Origin of the sequence: Paenibacillus sp. FSL R10-2788 (assembly GCF_038003885.1) — a bacterium.
In the GTDB taxonomy this organism is placed as follows: domain Bacteria; phylum Bacillota; class Bacilli; order Paenibacillales; family Paenibacillaceae; genus Paenibacillus_AQ; species Paenibacillus_AQ odorifer.
The window spans coordinates 2,297,666-2,314,145 of record NZ_JBBOQA010000001.1; the positions used below are offsets into that span (position 1 = coordinate 2,297,666).

A 16,480-nucleotide genomic window follows, 5' to 3' on the forward strand; every position below is an offset into this window, starting at 1 on the left:
CTGATTAGCGAAATAACCGCGGTGTTGTTACTTTGTACAGCTTCAATCGAACCCAAATCGTATTAACCAGCAGCAAGCAGCCGGATATAATGAAAAGCCCCTCAATTCCGATGTAACCTGATAGAAAGCCGCCCAAGATAGCTCCCAGCATATTGCCTAGCGCCAATGTACTGCTGTTGAAGCCGAATGCGCGGCTTTCTTTTCCGTCAGGGGTATAGGAGCGGATAAGCGCATTAACGCTGGGCAACAGTCCACCCATGAAGACTCCCATTAGGAAACGGACTATAATCAGCTGCCAGACACTAGTTACGAATGCCTGCGGAATTAGGAATAGTGAAGCGCCAATTAACGCATAGGTCAGAATACGATGTGCGCCGACTTTGTCACTTAGCTTACCAAGCAAGGGAGAAGCCAGCATATTGGAGATCCCTGTAACGGCACTGACCATTCCGGCCAAGAAGGCTATATTCTCGGCGGGTCCATTTAATTTTTCTACATAAAGTGGCAACAAGGCCATAGGACTAATCATTGCAAATTGCAGCAGAAAGGTTACACCGAATAGAGCTGGCAGCTGAGGGATTTTGATTAATTCCTTCAAACCTGCGAGTACAGAAACCTGCGGCTCCTGTGCAGCTTCGGCGCGGTCGAATTTTTCCTTAACAAGAAATAATGCCAGGAGAGAGGCGATAAAGAGCAAGGCCCCAACGACATAAAAAATCGGCCGAAATCCGATTAAATCGGCAAGTAAGCCACCAATCAGTGGTCCTAGAATTGTTCCTGCTACAGATCCTGATTGCATTAATCCCATGGAGAAGCCCATACGTTCTTTGGGGGTAGTACCTGACACCAGTGCGATGGAGGCGGGATTGAAGCCAGAGATTGTACCGTTTAAGAGACGGAGCAGGAGCAGCTGTAAAGGGGATTGTGCGAAGCCCATTAATACCATGACAATAGCCATCCCAAAGCTGGAACGCAGCAACATGATCTTACGGCCATACTTGTCTGCAAGCTTGCCCCATAATGGCTGGAATATGAAAGAGGTTAAGAAGTTTGCGGCAAAAATAAGTCCCGCCCAGATTCCAATTTCATGTTCACCCTGGACACCAAGATCCTTCGCAAGGTACAAGGTCAGGAAGGGTGTAATCATTGTCATTCCAGCATTCACCAAAAATTGCCCGAACCAAAGCACTAAGAGGTTGACCTTCCAGGTCTCCCATTTCTTCATAGTGCTTTCACATCCTTTCAAAGAATTTCAGAGAATATATGATTCACGGAAAAAATGCCATTTTATCAGTATATCATTTTTTGCAGCTTAATGTGTGCAACACATGTCATAGTAATGTCATAGGATTGTCATTCCAAACTCTTCGTATTAGTTGTTACAAGCTTTTAAAAAGGGCATAATAGTAGATATGCCGATTAAAAAAATCTAATAAAATATAATGGAGATCTTATCATGACCTACAATGACACTTTTATCCGCGCCTGTAGAAAGCAGGACACGGAGCACGTTCCCGTATGGTACATGCGGCAGGCCGGCCGTTATGATCCCGAGTACCGTAAAATCAAGGAAAAGTATTCGTTGCTTGAAATCTGCAAGCAGCCTGAGCTGGCGGCAGAAGTAACCATGATGCCCGTTCGCAAGCTGGGTGTGGATGCGGCCATTTTGTATTCCGACATTATGAATCCAGTTGCTTCAATCGGAGTGAAATTCGATATCGTTAAGGATATCGGTCCAGTGATTGAGAATCCGATCCGTAGTGCAGCTGATGTGGAGAGACTAAAACCCATTGATGTGGAGGGTGATCTGAGCCACATTTTGGAAACGATTGCTATTCTCGATAAGGAACTGGACGTTCCTTTGATCACTTTTGCAGGCGCGCCGTTTACAATTGCCAGCTATTTGATCGAAGGTAGACCTTCCAAAGGATATATCCGTACGAAAGAGCTAATGTACAGTGAACCCCGTGTCTGGGAAATGCTGATGGACAAGCTGGGCGATATGATTATCACGTACCTCCGAAGTCATGTGCGGAGTGGAGGAAAGGCCTTCCAATTGTTCGACAGTTGGGTTGGTGCGCTTGCTCCACGCGATTTTGAAACGTATGTGCTGCCGACGGTTTCTCGTATTTTTTCCGAATTATCTGATCTTGATGTACCTAAAATATACTTTCCTGGCGTAAGCTCTGGAGAATTGCTGCCAAGTCTTACGAAGCTTCAAGCAGACGTAATCGGGCTGGATTGGCGAGTTAGCTTGACTGAAGGTCGACGCAGAATAGGCAATAAATTTGCGATTCAAGGAAATCTTGATCCATATTTGCTTACAGCTCCGATGGACCTCTTGAAGGAACGCGCGAAAGCACTGATCGATGAAGGTGTACTTGAGCCAGGTTATATCTTCAATCTGGGCCATGGATTATTCCCGGAGGCCTCATTAGACAAACTTAGAGAATTGACGGAGTATATTCACGCTTATTCTCAGGAAGTATTACAAAAAACGGCTAAGCAACGTTCGTAAAAAATATAAGAATTTATATGTTCCACGCTATTAAATTGTAAAGGGGACGGAATCCGTGACAGTAAAAATAGGTGTTCTCGTCATGTCGTATGGCACTCCTAAGAGCCTAGAAGATGTTAAAGCTTATTACACGCATATTAGACGGGGGAATCCGCCAACAGCGGAGCAGCTTAAAGAGTTAACCGACCGTTATGAAGCAATCGTCGGGGGGGTATTCCCACTGCGGGAGAATACAGACCGGCAAGTAGAAGCTTTACAAGCAGCATTAAATGCGGATAAAGCGGGAGCAGATGTTGAATTTGTCTGCTATCAAGGCTTGAAGCATGCCAGTCCCTTTATTGAGGACGGCGTGGAGGCTATGGCGAAGGATGGCATTACTCAAGCAGTGGGTATTGTTTTGGCGCCACACTATTCCAGTATGAGTGTGGGGAGCTACATCAAGCGTGCACAGGAAAAGGCTGATGCATGCAAGATTGACATGGGTTTTGTAGAGAGTTACCATATGCATCCTGAATTGATCGATGTGTTAAGCCAAAGAGTGTCGGCGAAGCTGGATCAATATATTGAAGCAGGTGCGACCCGTGATGAGATTCGCGTATTATTCAGCGCTCATAGTCTTCCAGAACGTATTCTGGCTATGGGTGATCCATATCGGGATCAACTGCTGGAAACTTCGCAAGCAATTGCAGCTCAGGCAGGCGTAACCAACTGGCAGTTTACTTGGCAAAGTGCTGGTCGCACAGCTGAACCGTGGCTCGGTCCGGATATTCTGGACACGCTGCAAAAGCTTAGTAAAGAACAGGTGGAATACGTATTGGTGGCCCCTATCGGATTCGTATCCGATCATTTAGAGGTACTGTACGATCTCGACATAGAGGCAACAGCCGTAGCTTCGGAGCTTGATATGCGTCTTATGCGGATCGACTCACTGAATAGTGATCCCGCATATATGTCTGTATTGAGCGATGTAATTCGTAAACGACTGGAGCAGATGAAGGCCGCTCAATCATGATTGGCCCCACAAGAAAAATTGTTATCATAGGCGGAGGGCTGAGTGGACTCAGCGCCGCCTTTTATATTCGTAAATTTTATAAAGAAGCGGGTATTAAGCCTGATATAGTCTTGCTTGAGAAAGAGAAAAACCTCGGTGGAAAGATTGAAACCTTACATCGCGATGGTTTTGTGATTGAAAAGGGACCAGATTCATTTCTAGCGGAAAGGGCGGAGATGTGCGAGCTGGCTAAGGAATTGGAATTGGATCACGAGCTGGTATCCTCCAACCCTCTTGCTAAGAAGCGATATATCTTGCAGCGGGACAAGCTTAATCCTCTGCCAACCGGTCTTGTACTCGGTATCCCTACCGAACTGAAACCTTTTTTATCAAGTGGGTTAGTTTCGTTTGGGGGCAAAATACGTGCGATGATGGATTTTATTCTTCCTCCGCGGCGTAATGATGAGGACGAATCGCTTGGTGAGCTTATTGCGCGACGTCTAGGATCTGAAGTGCTGGAGAATTTAACTGAGCCGCTCCTTTCTGGCATGTACGGCGGAGATATACAAAAGATTAGCCTGCAAGCTACATTTCCGCAATTTGGAGAATTAGAGCAGCAGTATGGGAGCCTTATTCGTGGAATGCGCACAGGGCGAAAGAATAAAAAGGCACAGGAAGGTACTACACAGAGTACCTTCCTCACGTTCCGCAAAGGGCTGCAAAGTCTCGTGCATAGTCTGATTTATGAGCTGCGTGATGTAGAACAACGGACGGAGTCTAACGTAGTTTCTATTCAGGCTGCTGGGAGTCCTTCTATCTATGAGGTAGAGCTGGAGAATGGCGAACGGTTGCTTGCGGATGATGTATATATCACTGCGCCTAATTTTTCGGCTGCTGACTTACTTCGTCCCCATATGGATGTTACAGCGCTGGAAGCGGTGGATTATGTTTCAGTAGCGAATCTAGTCATGGCTTTTAACAAAAAGGATATTGTTAACGAATATGATGGATCGGGTTTTTTTGTGCCTCGTAAAGAAGGGCGAAATATTACTGCCTGCACATGGACATCTACGAAATGGCCGCATACGGCTCCTGATGATAAGGTGCTTTTACGCTGTTATGTGGGTCGTTCTGATGATGAACAGAATGTTCAGCTGCCTGATGAGGCTTTGACGGAGCTTGTACTTAAAGATTTGCGAGAGATCATGGGCATTACTGCGAATCCAATATTTACGGAAATCACCCGCTTAGAGCATTCCATGCCGCAGTATCCTATAGGACATCTTGATAATATTACCGAATTCCGCAAAGAATTAGCAGCTTCGCTTCCTGGTGTGTATGTCATTGGCGCCGGATTTAATGGCATAGCAATGCCGGATTGCATCAAGCAGTCCAAGCTTATTGCGGAAAGCGTTGCTAAACAGCTAATGAATGAAATGTGAGTACGATGACTAAATAAAACAGTGAAGCGAAGCATGAGGCGCTTCACTGTTTTTCTTTAGTTAGTAAAATTTTCTATTTCTATCGACTCTCTTATTTGTAGGGTGCTGTGATAGATATGCTATAATAAAAACAATTTGAGAGTAGAGGAGATCACAGAAACCATGTATCCGCCGCGATCGCGTTCTAGACAAAAGAACAAACATAAGAGCAAACGCAAGCGCAGAACGGCCTGGGCTTGGATCAATGCAGGTCTTCTTCTGATGATTACCGTGTTATTGACTTATAGCTTTACGAATGACCCTGACAAGAAAAGCGCCTCACCGCCTCCGGTTGCAGAAGCGACAGCTACGCCTATACCGGAGAGTAGTGATCAGCCTCAGACAGCACCTCCGGTGGTTGCAGTTGCAACGCCTGAAGCTACAGAGACGCCAAGCCCTTCTCCTACGGCAACTCCAGAGCCAACGCCTACACCGCAGGAGGAGCCCGAAGAGATCATTGAAACACAAGCTCCTGAAGCGACAGCGACCCCTGCGAAGGATGAGGACAGCTCGGAAGCGGCAAATAATGATCCAGTGTCTGGTCTGCCGTCAGATGATGACGCGTCTGGTAAGACGGTGACTTTGAATTTTGGTGGAGATGTTATATTTTCCGGGAAAGCTGGAGAACTGCTGGAGAAGAAAGGTTATGATTATTCGTATGCCGCATTGGATGGTCTGTTCAAGAAAGATGATCTTACGATCTTGAATCTGGAAACTCCAGTGACCACAGGTGGCGTAAGTGCCACTAATAAGCAATTTGTATTCAAAGGATCACCACTCGCTCTGGATGCGCTTAAGTCAGCTGGTGTGGACGCAGTAAATATGGCGAATAATCACACGCTTGATCAAGGAGAGCAAGGCTTGCGGGATACCCTTAACCACCTTGCTGAAAGAGGAATTCCTTATGTGGGTGCGGGGCTTAACAGTAAAGAAGCATATTCGGCGCAATATTTTGAACGTAAGGGCATTAAGATCGCTTTGCTGGGATTCACCCGGGTGATTCCTGCGTCGGATTGGATGGCAGGAAAAAATAAGCCGGGACTTGCCTCCGTATACGATAGTGCAGAAGGACTGAAGGCTATTGCTGCAGCCAAAAAGAAAGCCGATTTGGTGGTCGTAGTTGTCCATTGGGGTAAAGAGCGGGTAGAACAATATGATAAAACGCAACAGTCGCTGGGCCATAGCTTTATCGATGCAGGAGCCGATCTTGTCATTGGCGGCCATCCACACGTGCTACAAGGCGTGGAGCCATATAAGGGCAAATGGATTGCCTACAGCACCGGGAATTTTATTTTTACGAGATCTACAGTGCCTGCCACTTGGGAAACTGCGGTTTTTCAGGCGGAATGTAGTGTAAAAGGTCAATGTTCCCTAAAGCTGAAGCCTATGAAAGCCGAGCTAGCACAGCCTGTGCCGATGAACGCAGTGGATGGACAACTTTTGTTAAAAAGAGTAGAAGCTCTATCCGCAGGACGGGTAAAGATCGGCAGCGACGGTAAAGTCACTCAAGTTACCAAATAGGGTTCCTGGGAGGTCCTTATGATGAACAATTTGTGTGTAGCCCATCGAGGGTTTTCCGGTAAAGCTCCAGAGAATACATTGGCAGCCATTCGGATGGCGATTGCCATGCCCTATGTGCACTGGATGGAAATTGATGTCCAGCTCTCCAAAGACGGCGTTCCTGTTGTCATTCATGATTATACGTTGGACCGGACGACCAATGGTCATGGCAAGGTGAAGAACATGGACTGGGAATATATCCGGCGTCTGGATGCGGGGAGCTGGAAAGGGCGTTCTTTTCAGGGCGAGCGGGTGCCTTCTTTGGAAGAGGTGCTGTCACTAGCCTCCGGAAGATTGCGTCTGAATATTGAACTGAAAACAGTGGGAGATATGTATCCTGGCATTGAGAAGACGGTGACGGATCTTATTTCTGCAAAAGGTATGCGGGACGACGTGATCTTGACCTCTTTTGATACTGGAGCATTAAAAAAAGTCAAGGAAATTGATCCCCGTTTTCGCACCGGATTGATCTTTGATTCCAGATTTGGCAATCCTGCACGCAGGCTGCATGAACTGGATTGCTCTTTACTTTCGATTAGCTTCTCGCGTCTGAATCCTAGACTGGCCAAGCTTTTGTCCGAGCGAGGGGTGGAAATTATGGCTTGGACTGTGAACAAAGCGAAAGAGATGCGTCGCTTAGCCGACATGCATTCTGATATAATGATCTGTACAAACCGCCCGGATATATGGGGCGACACCTTTCTGAAGGTATAAATAATCCAAATCGATGGGAAAGAGAGCTGACTGTTTATGTGCGCTGCTGTTAATAATCTTTATTGTGTTGGACGCAACTACAAGCTACACGCGGAGGAATTGGGTAACAATGTGCCAGTGGAGCCGCTCATTTTCATGAAGCCCTCACATGCGGCTGTTTCCCTCGATAAAGCAGTAATTAAGCTGCCAAAGGATGCGGGTCAGATTCATTATGAAGGGGAACTTGTACTGCGTATTGCACGTGATTATACACCAGGCATGAGCGTGGAGGATCTGGTAGATGTAATGGCACTGGGACTGGATTTCACGCTGCGTGATGTGCATAATGATCTGCAGAAGAAAGGTTTGCCATGGACGCCAGCTAAAGGCTTTAAAAATGCCGCACCACTCACCCCTTACATAGCGTTTCCAGATAAGGAAGAGCTGGAGGGAACTGATTTTACAGTGGTGAAAAATGGGGTGGAAGTACAACGCGGCAATGTTAAAAACATGATTTTTTCACTTCAAAAAATTGTTGATTTTATCGCCGAGCGCTACGGGTTAGGGAAAGACGATGTGATATTTACAGGTACTCCGGCAGGCGTGGGTCCTACTGTAGCTGGAGACGCTTTCGAGCTGTACTGGGGCGACAAGCTGATGGGGACTTGCCTGATCGGTTAATAGATCTGTTGGAGATGAATCTATGCAGTGGGTTATTGGCGCTTTAGGCGCTTTGATTGTTGCGGGAGCGGCATATTGGAAGCAGTCTTTAAGTCTCTCTGGCATGATTGCCGCGGTAGTGATGGGCACTATTTATTTTGGTGCCGGAAATGCTTTTTGGTTTGGGATATTGCTGATCTTCTTCATCACTTCAAGCCTGCTGTCCAAACTTCATCATGATAATAAAGCAGAATTAGAGCTGACGTATGCTAAGACGGGCCGCCGCGATGCCGGGCAGGTCTTTGCTAACGGTGGACTTGGCATGGTTCTGGTTCTCCTGAATGCGATCTTCCCGCATGAGCTGTGGGGGTTCCTATTTATTGGTGTAATGGCTACAGTAACCTCGGATACATGGGCTACGGAGATCGGAACACTGAGCAAGAAACCGCCTCGTTCTGTCCTTACGGGTAAAGTTCTTGCTGCCGGAGCTTCGGGAGGTGTATCCAGCTTGGGTACGCTGGCGGCAGCAGCAGGAGGCGCACTCATCGGTGCGTCAGCTTGGCTGCTGCGAATGATATCCGGCATGCCGGATCACTCTTTCGTGCTGCTTACCCTAGCAGGACTTGCCGGAGGACTAGTCGGCGCCTTTGCCGACTCTATCCTTGGTGCAACCGTGCAGCAGATGAACCGCTGTACCGTATGCGGCCGCGAAGTGGAAGGCTCACAGCATTGTGGGGCTCCAGCTGTACACGCAAGAGGCTGGAAGTGGATGAGCAATGATGCAGTCAATGCCATCAGCTCTATCCTCGGCGGTGCAGCTGCCTTACTGCTGAGCATGATCATTTAGCATTTGAATTTAAGCTTTGAACGGCACAGTTTAGGGAGGGACCGATGAGTAGCGCATCCAATCAAAAACATACTGCTATTCTGGATGCCGCATACGAGCTCTTCGGTTCAGGTGGATTTTACGAAACGAAGATGTCGGAAGTGGCGGAGCAAGCCGGGATAGCAAAGGGCACCGTTTATTTATACTTCAAGAGCAAGGAAGAATTATTCATGGCAGTGACGCGCCGCGATTGTGAGGGATTTCTCCTGCAATTACAGGAAAGGCTGAAGGCTAGTGATACTTTGGCCGGTAAACTGTCGATCATTGCTAAACATCACCTGAATTATTATTATGAACGCAAGCGGCATACGAAGCTCTTTTTCCGTGCCCCTAACAATAATCCTGAATTAGTGGCGTATATGACACAATTTATGGAGCAATACATGCAAGATGTGGTCAAGGTATTATTAGAAGGTGGAGCATCCGAGCCTGAGCTTATGGCACAGTCCTACATAGGGATGTTGGATCGTTTGAAGATGGATATCTTATTTGATCCGTCTTTTACGGAGGAGGACGCGTATAAACGCGCTGATTTCGCTGCTGGTCTTTTTATTAGAGGGGCCATGATCACCTGAATTTTGGATAGGATGATAGACCGGATAAATAGCATTGGTTAGATGCGGCCGGTTTTATGAAAATATAAGGCAAGCGAGGAAATGGCATGAATATTATGACCGTGGAACATCTTTCCAAGAGTTATGGCGAGAAAGTACTCTTTAGCGACGCTTCATTTGGTATGGACGATCGGGATAAAATTGGCTTGATCGGTGTGAATGGAACGGGTAAATCAACCTTTTTACGGATTATTGCCGGTCTGGATACTCCGGATGGTGGGCAAATTGCCATCGGGAATAATGTAAGAGTACAATATTTGGCGCAGAATCCTCCTTATGATCCTATGAATACAGTTTTGCAGCAAGTGTTCGCCGGGGATGATCCAGACCTTGCTACCATGCGTGAGTATATGGAGACTATGTCTCTACTTGAACAGCAGCCTGGTAATGCTGAACTGGAAGGAAAACTAGTAAAGATTGGGCAGGCGATCGACGCTGCGGGAACATGGCATTTGGAGAGTGAAGCCAAAAGTGTGCTTACCAAGCTAGGCATCTTAAAGTTTGATGCGCTAATGGACACACTTTCTGGTGGACAACGTAAACGTGTAGCTCTGGCAGCTGCACTGATTACCCCCTCTGAACTGCTGATTCTTGATGAGCCTACCAACCATATTGATACGGATTCCGTGGCTTGGCTAGAGCAATATTTGCAGAAACGGCGCGGCGCTCTTTTGATGGTGACGCATGATCGTTACTTCCTGGAGCGTGTGGCTAGTGTCATGCTAGAGCTAGATGGTGGCCAGCTTTATCGTTATGAAGCTAACTATTCACGGTTTCTAGAGCTTAAAGCCGATCGCGAAGAACGAGAAGCCTCTGCCGAACAGAAGCGTAAGAACCTGCTGCGTACAGAGCTGGCTTGGATTCGTCGCGGTGCCAAAGCCCGTTCAACAAAACAGAAGGCAAGAATCGACCGCTTCGAAAAGCTGAAAGAGAGTACAGGAAGCAGCTCGAACGGTTCATTGGATATTTCTGTGGCTTCTACACGTTTAGGTCGCAAGATCATTGAAATTAATGACCTGTCGAAAGCGTTGGATGGTCGTCAGCTAATCAAAGATCTCAGCTATATCGCTGTACCCCAGGATAGAGTGGGCATCGTCGGCCCGAACGGCAGCGGCAAATCAACACTCTTAAATATGATTGCAGGTCAGCTGCAACCCGATAAAGGTGAAGTTCAGCTTGGCGCTACGGTTAAGCTTGGTTACTTTACACAAGAGCATCAGGATATGGATGACAGTATGCGTGCCATTGAATACGTGAAGGAAGAAGCAGAAGTGATACGGACAGCAGACGGCAGTGTGATTACGGCGGGTCAAATGCTGGAACGCTTCTTGTTCCCTCCTGCGATGCAATGGACACCGATCTCGAAGCTGTCCGGGGGCGAAAAAAGACGCTTGTATCTGCTTCGTGTATTGATGGGAGCACCTAACGTATTGCTTTTGGATGAACCTACGAACGATTTGGATATCGGCACATTGGCTGTATTGGAAGATTATCTGGATGAATTTCCGGGTGTCGTCTTTACCGTATCCCATGACCGTTATTTCTTGGACCGTACGATAGATAAGCTGATTGCTTTTGAAAATGGCGATATCCGGATTCACGTTGGCGATTATACGGAATATGAAGAATGGCTGGCCAAAAATGTACCGTCACGCATTGGAGAATCGAACAAAGAAGATGGAAGCTCAAAGCGAAAAGAGGCCGCGGACACTGGCAGCAACCCTGCATCTTCAACGGCTCCCAAAACAAAACTCAAATTCAGCTTCAAGGAACAGCGTGAATATGAGGGCATTGATGAGCAAATTGAGCTTGCAGAGCAACGTTTGACGGATATTAGTGTACAGATGGAGGCGGCTTTTGCTGACTCTGGAAGGCTGCAGGAGCTAGTAGAGGAGCAACGCCTAGCCGAAGCAGAGCTGGAGCGTCTTATGGAACGCTGGACCTATCTGAACGAGCTTGCGGAGAAAATCGCTGGTAAGGCTTAAACCAGTTGGATGGCTTTTAATGAAAATAGGGGAGGGCTCTGTGTGGAAGATAAACTTAAAGCTGCCGTAGCCCTACGCAACGCTGGTAAAGCGGAAGAAGCCAAAATGATGCTGTTTGAGCTATATGAGCAGAATGCTGGGGACGCTGAACTTCTATATCAATTGGCCTGGACGCATGATGTGCTGGGTTTGGAGCGGGCGGCAGTACCCTTTTATGAGAAAAGCTTGGCGTTAGGATTACCCTCTGAGCAGAGAGTTGGCGCTCTATTGGGACTGGGCAGCACCTACCGGACACTCGGAGAATACGAGAAGTCAAAAGGTCTTCTGATGCAGGCTGTTCAGGAGTACCCAGAGAATAAGGAATTTCCGGCGTTCCTAGCCATGACCTTGCACAATCTTGGAGAGCATAGTCAAGCGATGGAGCTGCTGCTTAAGCTGTTGGCAGAAACCTCTGCGGATGAAGGGATAAGAAGTTACAGTAAGGCCATTTCTTATTATTCAGATAAGCTGGAGCAAGTCTGGGATTGATGCTAGCTTTTAGATCACATTAATACTTACGAAGTACTATCCGGACACCACTGACCTTAAACGCAGCATTATTGCACATTTGGAATGTTAACGGACACCACAGTCGCTATTGACACTAAAAGCGCCCAATACGTTCCTTTTTAGCGTGAATAACGTCGCTTGGGTCCGAAACAGTGCCCCATAGGCTGAAAATTGGCGAATAACATCATCTGGGTCCGTAAGCACCAGGCGAAAGTGATGACCACCGGAAATTCCGGCAATGTCTGTTGAAGAACAAGCGAACCACCAATAAAAAAAGAGTAGGGTCCTCCAGTAATTGGAGAATTCTACTCTTTTATTTCGTTCCGTCCACAGCAATCATTTGCACTACAGACCGAGAATCGCCGGGTACAATGATTTCCTTCGCATTCATCTGGGAAGAGCCATCTCCGTCCAAGAAGATACCCTCCAGACCCTTGGCAGGAACTGTCTGGAGGATCGCTGAGCGGAAATCTGCCGCTGTTGAGAGCGTTGGGGTAACAATCAGCCAGAGCTTTCCTGTGTTGTCATACACCATGCCTGAGCGCAGGCGTTTCTCATCAGCGTAAGGAAGATGCTCTTCAGCTACTGCCGCTTCCCATAAGTCTTTGTGTCCCAGATTCATACTAATGCCACCTTGCGCAAAATAATGCTGGCGATCAGTAATCTTCAATTCTTCTCCAGAAGAGACAACCTGTACGGAGAAGCTACGGCTGGCACCATCCCAGACAAGAGTTCCACGTGCGTATTTAGCATTGAACCAGCCAGACCCATAACCCTTCTGGGCCCCGTTGACTGGAGTATCATTCATGATAGCCATGGATAAAAGCGCATCTTGATAGAAAAAACCACCGTTAATCCCATATGCATTAACTTGCCGTAAAGGGACACCCGCGGCCCTGAGCTTAATATCTTCAGGTGAAAGTGACATCATATAGAGCTGCACATTATCTGCACTCACTGTTTCCAAAAAGCTATAGGCGTGAGGAAGACCTTTAAAGGGATCTTCCTTGTGATTTCTAAATACCAGAAACAACGATAGCGCTAACCCCGCTATCAATAACACCAGGAGTGAGACGATAAGTCTCTGTCTGCGCCTCCAGAGCTGTTTTAGCTTGCCAGAGCTAGCCTCAGTTTGTACCCACATAAGCAGCGAGAAGCTTAGCAGTGTTCACTACAGCTTGCTTATGCGTACGTTCCATGGAGTGGGAGGCATGTACACCTGGGCCAATCAATGCTGCACGGATATTGTTTCCGCCTCTGAGCGCTGCGGAAGCATCGGAGCCGTACATAGGATAAATATCAACGGCATAAGGAATTGCGAGTGCCTCTGCCAGTTCAATCAAACGGCCTGTCATAACATAATCGTAAGGGCCGGAAGAGTCTTTTGCACAGATGGATACATCGGTTTCTTTACAGCTGAGATCATCACCCATGGCGCCCATATCGACGGCAATCATTTCATTGATTTCACCAGGAATCCAAGCTGTACCATGTCCCACTTCCTCGTAGTTAGAGATGAGGAAAGAAAGGTTGTGGAGAGGTTTCCAGCCTTCACGTTTAATACTTTCCAGTAATCCAAGAAGGGCAGCCACGCTTGCCTTGTCGTCTAAATGACGGGATTTAATGTAGCCGCTAGGCGTAATCACTGCACGTGCATCGAAAGAAATGAAATCTCCGACGGAAATGCCAAGCTTGAGTACGTCTTCTTTAGAAGATACCAGCTCATCAATACGTACTTCCATGTTCTCCTCTGATCGTTTGAAGTCACGAGCGTCTGGATATACGTGAACAGATGGATGGCTGGTTAAGATGGTTCCTGTATAAGTTTTGCCGCTGCGGGTATGGATCGTGCAATATTCATTCTCAATGCTGTGCATGGCGAAGCCGCCTACTGAGGTCAGTCGCAGTGTACCGTTAGCTTTAATCGAGCGTACCATGGCACCAAGTGTATCCACGTGAGCGCTGATGCCAATAGTACGAGAGGGATCTAGGCCCGGGACGTTAAGAATTACGCCGCCTTTTTCATTCCAGCTTAAAGGTATGTTCAGCGCAGCTGCTTCTTCAGCAACTAGTGTCATTACCTGTGCAGTGAAACCGCTTGGGCTGGGGGTATCGAGTAATTTTTTTAGGATGGAAAGTATGTAGTCTTCATTAGGTTGAATGGTAATCATTAGTTAAGCCCTCCTGTTAAGCCATCATTGTCTGTGTTAAAAGAATCCAGTGAAGTGTCGGCATCACGAAGCTTGGTAAGCTCAGCAGTTAAGCTTTTAATTTGCTTTTGTAGTTTGTATTGACGAAAAATGCCATAAGAGCCCACGATGATTCCGCCAATTAACGCGCAGCCAAGAATAACGAGTATAAGTGGTATATTAACCACATCAAAACCGAAATTGACTTGAACGGGATCAACGTTGATGACTGCGAATATGGCGGTTAGCAGCGCGAAGATTAGACCCGCAATTAGTGACCATTGAATTCTCATTGAATTCTTCCTCCTCAGGGGGATATAACAATATAAAATCCCCTGCCCAGATAGGGCAAGGGATTAATGTAATACTAAGCTCTCTGCCTTATTTGGTCAACTGTTCCATTTGCGCGATAACACTTTCGAACACACTCATCGCTTCGCGAATCGGCTCAGGAGACGACATGTCAACGCCTGCTTTTGACAAAATATTGATGGAGTAATCACTGCCACCGCTCTTCAGGAAGCCGAGGTAACGATCTACCGCCGGTTTGCCTTCTTCAAGGATTTGTTTGGCAAAGCTAGTCGCTGCCGAGAAGCCTGTTGCATATTTGTAAACATAGAAGCTGTTATAGAAATGCGGAATTCGTGCCCATTCCATCTCGATATCCTGATCTACAACCATTTCTTTGCCGTAGTATTTGACATTCAGGTCGTAGTAGATACTCGAAAGATCTTGTGGGGTAAGCGAATCGCCCTCTTCAACACGCTGATGAATGATCTTTTCGAATTCTGCGAACATCGTTTGCCGGAAAATCGTTGTCCGGAACTGATCGGCATAGTAGGTGAGCAGATACATTTTTTCCTTAGGATCTGTAGACTTTTTGAGTAGATAATCCATAAGCAAAGCTTCATTGGTAGTCGAGGCAACCTCTGCAAGGAAAATGGTATACTGTGCATCCCGATAGTTCAGAGCGTTGTCTGAAAAATAAGAGTGTAGAGCATGACCCATCTCATGTGCCAGAGTAAACATACTGTTCAGATTATCGTTATGGTTCAGCAGGACGTATGGGTGTGTGCCATAAGGGCCCCAGCTGTAAGCTCCAGAGCGTTTATTCTCGTTCTCATAGACATCAATCCAGCCATTGTCGTAGCCTTTTTGCAGCACATTCAGATAATCTTCACCCAGCGGTTTGAGGCCTTCTTTGGTAATTTTCTTCGCTTCTTCGTACGTGATATCTAGCTTATATTCATCTACTAGTGGTGCAAATAGGTCATACATATGTAACTCATCCACACCAAGCAGCTTTTGACGCAACTTCATGTAACGGTGCATTAAAGGAAGACTCTCATGAATCGTATCGATCAGGTTGGTATATACCTCTTTTGGAATGTTATCACCGTAAAGAGACATTTCCATTACAGATGGATACTTGCGGACGTGTGAGAAAAAGACGTTTTTGTTCACATTGGCGCTAAGCGTTGCTGCGATGGTGTTTTTTTGCTTACGATAGGTGTCATAGACTGCTTTAAAAGCATTTCGGCGAACCTCGCGATCGGAGCTTTCCAAGAACTTGATATAGTTGCCGTGAGTCAGCTCGACCTCTTTGCCATCTTCATCTTTAATCTTAGGGAATTTCAGATCTGCGTTGTTCAGCATACTAAAAATGTTCTGAGGCGCTTGTGCTAGGTTTCCAACTTGGGCAAGCAGAGCTTCCTCAGCCTTGGACAATACATGCGCTTTCTCACGTTTCATCTCTTTTAAAGTGAAGGTGTAAGCGGACAGTTCAGGATCAGCAATAAATTGATCCAGCTTCTCAATAGGCAGTGCCAAGATTTCTGGGGTTACAAAAGAAAAGGCTTCGCCTGCTTCGATCCCAAGCTTCTTCGCTTTGGAGGACAAAGCTTGATATTCAGGATTAGCAGTGTCTTCATCCTGACGCATATGAGCATAGACAAAAAGTCGCTCAGTGGAGACTGACAGCTTGTCATCCAGCTCAAAACATTGTTTCACAGCTTCTGCGGAATCAAGTTTACCTTGGAAATCAGCAGCTTTTTTGATCAGTGATTTAGCTTCAGCATATTCTGCATCCCAATCCTTCTGAGAGGCAAATATATCTTCAAGCTTCCAACGATTCTCAGCAGGTACTTCACTTCTCTTCAATAATTGTTCCATAGAAACCCTCCTAGAATGATGAGATGTAGTAGGCATAATCTCCCTCGGCAATACTGTGGATGATATTTCACCCGGTAGCAAGCTGAGCACAAGTAGAAGAGGGATGGACTTGAGTGTAATAGGCATGACGTCCTCCTCTTTGAAAAGTAGAGTCAGCTTATTATGTCCTGCTAAGTCCTGAT

Annotated in this window: 15 protein-coding genes; 10 read left to right on the top strand and 5 right to left on the bottom strand. The window is 46.7% G+C overall.

Going from position 1 to position 16,480, the window contains the following annotated elements:
• Positions 1–4 precede the first annotated feature (4 nt).
• Positions 5–1,225 (bottom strand): MFS transporter, encoded by a 1,221-nt coding sequence (locus NSQ50_RS09930; protein ID WP_038569803.1) that lies wholly within the window; start codon positions 1,223–1,225, stop codon positions 5–7.
• Between the two features lie 231 nt (positions 1,226–1,456).
• Between NSQ50_RS09930 and hemE the strand changes: the two genes are divergently transcribed.
• The 10 genes from hemE (at position 1,457) to NSQ50_RS09980 (ending at position 11,916) form a co-directional block, all read left to right on the top strand.
• Entirely contained in the window at positions 1,457–2,518 is a 1,062-nt protein-coding gene (gene hemE, locus NSQ50_RS09935) for a uroporphyrinogen decarboxylase (RefSeq protein WP_038569805.1), read from the top strand.
• Positions 2,519–2,573: 55 nt separating this feature from the next.
• Complete coding sequence (gene hemH / locus NSQ50_RS09940; protein WP_076223261.1) at positions 2,574–3,530, top strand: ferrochelatase; 957 nt, start codon at positions 2,574–2,576, stop codon at positions 3,528–3,530.
• Positions 3,527–4,951 (top strand): protoporphyrinogen oxidase, encoded by a 1,425-nt coding sequence (hemG, locus tag NSQ50_RS09945; protein ID WP_076223259.1) that lies wholly within the window; start codon positions 3,527–3,529, stop codon positions 4,949–4,951. The genes hemH and hemG overlap by 4 nt, the downstream gene beginning before the upstream one ends.
• A gap of 162 nt (positions 4,952–5,113) precedes the next feature.
• Entirely contained in the window at positions 5,114–6,511 is a 1,398-nt protein-coding gene (locus NSQ50_RS09950) for a CapA family protein (RefSeq protein WP_076223257.1), read from the top strand.
• A 21-nt stretch (positions 6,512–6,532) separates the two neighbouring features.
• Positions 6,533–7,264: a glycerophosphodiester phosphodiesterase gene (locus NSQ50_RS09955; protein ID WP_076133644.1), complete on the top strand. Its 732-nt coding sequence runs from the start codon at positions 6,533–6,535 to the stop codon at positions 7,262–7,264.
• A gap of 36 nt (positions 7,265–7,300) precedes the next feature.
• A complete protein-coding gene (locus tag NSQ50_RS09960; protein ID WP_036689251.1) occupies positions 7,301–7,924 on the top strand; it encodes a fumarylacetoacetate hydrolase family protein in 624 nt (207 codons plus the stop codon).
• Between the two features lie 22 nt (positions 7,925–7,946).
• Positions 7,947–8,750 (top strand): DUF92 domain-containing protein, encoded by an 804-nt coding sequence (locus tag NSQ50_RS09965; protein WP_076140916.1) that lies wholly within the window; start codon positions 7,947–7,949, stop codon positions 8,748–8,750.
• A 44-nt stretch (positions 8,751–8,794) separates the two neighbouring features.
• On the top strand, positions 8,795–9,364 hold the full coding sequence (locus NSQ50_RS09970; RefSeq protein ID WP_076098408.1) for a TetR/AcrR family transcriptional regulator: 570 nt from the start codon (positions 8,795–8,797) through the stop codon (positions 9,362–9,364).
• A gap of 86 nt (positions 9,365–9,450) precedes the next feature.
• Positions 9,451–11,388 carry an ABC-F family ATP-binding cassette domain-containing protein gene (locus NSQ50_RS09975; RefSeq protein WP_038569816.1) on the top strand — a complete coding sequence of 646 codons (1,938 nt, stop codon included), beginning with the start codon at positions 9,451–9,453 and terminating at the stop codon, positions 11,386–11,388.
• Between the two features lie 42 nt (positions 11,389–11,430).
• A complete protein-coding gene (locus NSQ50_RS09980; protein ID WP_249267663.1) occupies positions 11,431–11,916 on the top strand; it encodes a tetratricopeptide repeat protein in 486 nt (161 codons plus the stop codon).
• A gap of 334 nt (positions 11,917–12,250) precedes the next feature.
• On the opposite strand, the gene NSQ50_RS09985 is transcribed toward NSQ50_RS09980, so the two are convergent.
• The 4 genes from NSQ50_RS09985 to pepF all read right to left on the bottom strand — a co-directional run bounded on the left by NSQ50_RS09985 (position 12,251) and on the right by pepF (position 16,298).
• Positions 12,251–12,895, bottom strand: a complete 645-nt coding sequence (locus NSQ50_RS09985) for a hypothetical protein (RefSeq protein ID WP_340949914.1) — start codon at positions 12,893–12,895, stop codon at positions 12,251–12,253.
• A gap of 169 nt (positions 12,896–13,064) precedes the next feature.
• Positions 13,065–14,105 (bottom strand): M42 family metallopeptidase, encoded by a 1,041-nt coding sequence (locus tag NSQ50_RS09990; protein WP_036689645.1) that lies wholly within the window; start codon positions 14,103–14,105, stop codon positions 13,065–13,067.
• A 2-nt stretch (positions 14,106–14,107) separates the two neighbouring features.
• Positions 14,108–14,419 carry a LapA family protein gene (locus tag NSQ50_RS09995; RefSeq protein ID WP_042126298.1) on the bottom strand — a complete coding sequence of 104 codons (312 nt, stop codon included), beginning with the start codon at positions 14,417–14,419 and terminating at the stop codon, positions 14,108–14,110.
• Between the two features lie 88 nt (positions 14,420–14,507).
• Positions 14,508–16,298, bottom strand: coding sequence for an oligoendopeptidase F (gene pepF / locus NSQ50_RS10000; protein ID WP_036689265.1), 1,791 nt, complete (start codon positions 16,296–16,298; stop codon positions 14,508–14,510).
• Positions 16,299–16,480: the final 182 nt, after the last annotated feature.

Bases quoted from the DNA above. Each gene is read 5' to 3' on its own strand.
- NSQ50_RS09930 (WP_038569803.1), bottom strand. From the start codon at position 1,225: ATGAAGAAATGGGAGACCTGGAAGGTCAACCTCTTAGTGCTTTGGTTC.
- hemE (WP_038569805.1), top strand. From the start codon at position 1,457: ATGACCTACAATGACACTTTTATCCGCGCCTGTAGAAAGCAGGACACG.
- hemG (WP_076223259.1), top strand. From the start codon at position 3,527: ATGATTGGCCCCACAAGAAAAATTGTTATCATAGGCGGAGGGCTGAGT.
- NSQ50_RS09950 (WP_076223257.1), top strand. From the start codon at position 5,114: ATGTATCCGCCGCGATCGCGTTCTAGACAAAAGAACAAACATAAGAGC.
- NSQ50_RS09955 (WP_076133644.1), top strand. From the start codon at position 6,533: ATGAACAATTTGTGTGTAGCCCATCGAGGGTTTTCCGGTAAAGCTCCA.
- NSQ50_RS09960 (WP_036689251.1), top strand. From the start codon at position 7,301: ATGTGCGCTGCTGTTAATAATCTTTATTGTGTTGGACGCAACTACAAG.
- NSQ50_RS09965 (WP_076140916.1), top strand. From the start codon at position 7,947: ATGCAGTGGGTTATTGGCGCTTTAGGCGCTTTGATTGTTGCGGGAGCG.
- NSQ50_RS09970 (WP_076098408.1), top strand. From the start codon at position 8,795: ATGAGTAGCGCATCCAATCAAAAACATACTGCTATTCTGGATGCCGCA.
- NSQ50_RS09975 (WP_038569816.1), top strand. From the start codon at position 9,451: ATGAATATTATGACCGTGGAACATCTTTCCAAGAGTTATGGCGAGAAA.
- NSQ50_RS09995 (WP_042126298.1), bottom strand. From the start codon at position 14,419: ATGAGAATTCAATGGTCACTAATTGCGGGTCTAATCTTCGCGCTGCTA.
- pepF (WP_036689265.1), bottom strand. From the start codon at position 16,298: ATGGAACAATTATTGAAGAGAAGTGAAGTACCTGCTGAGAATCGTTGG.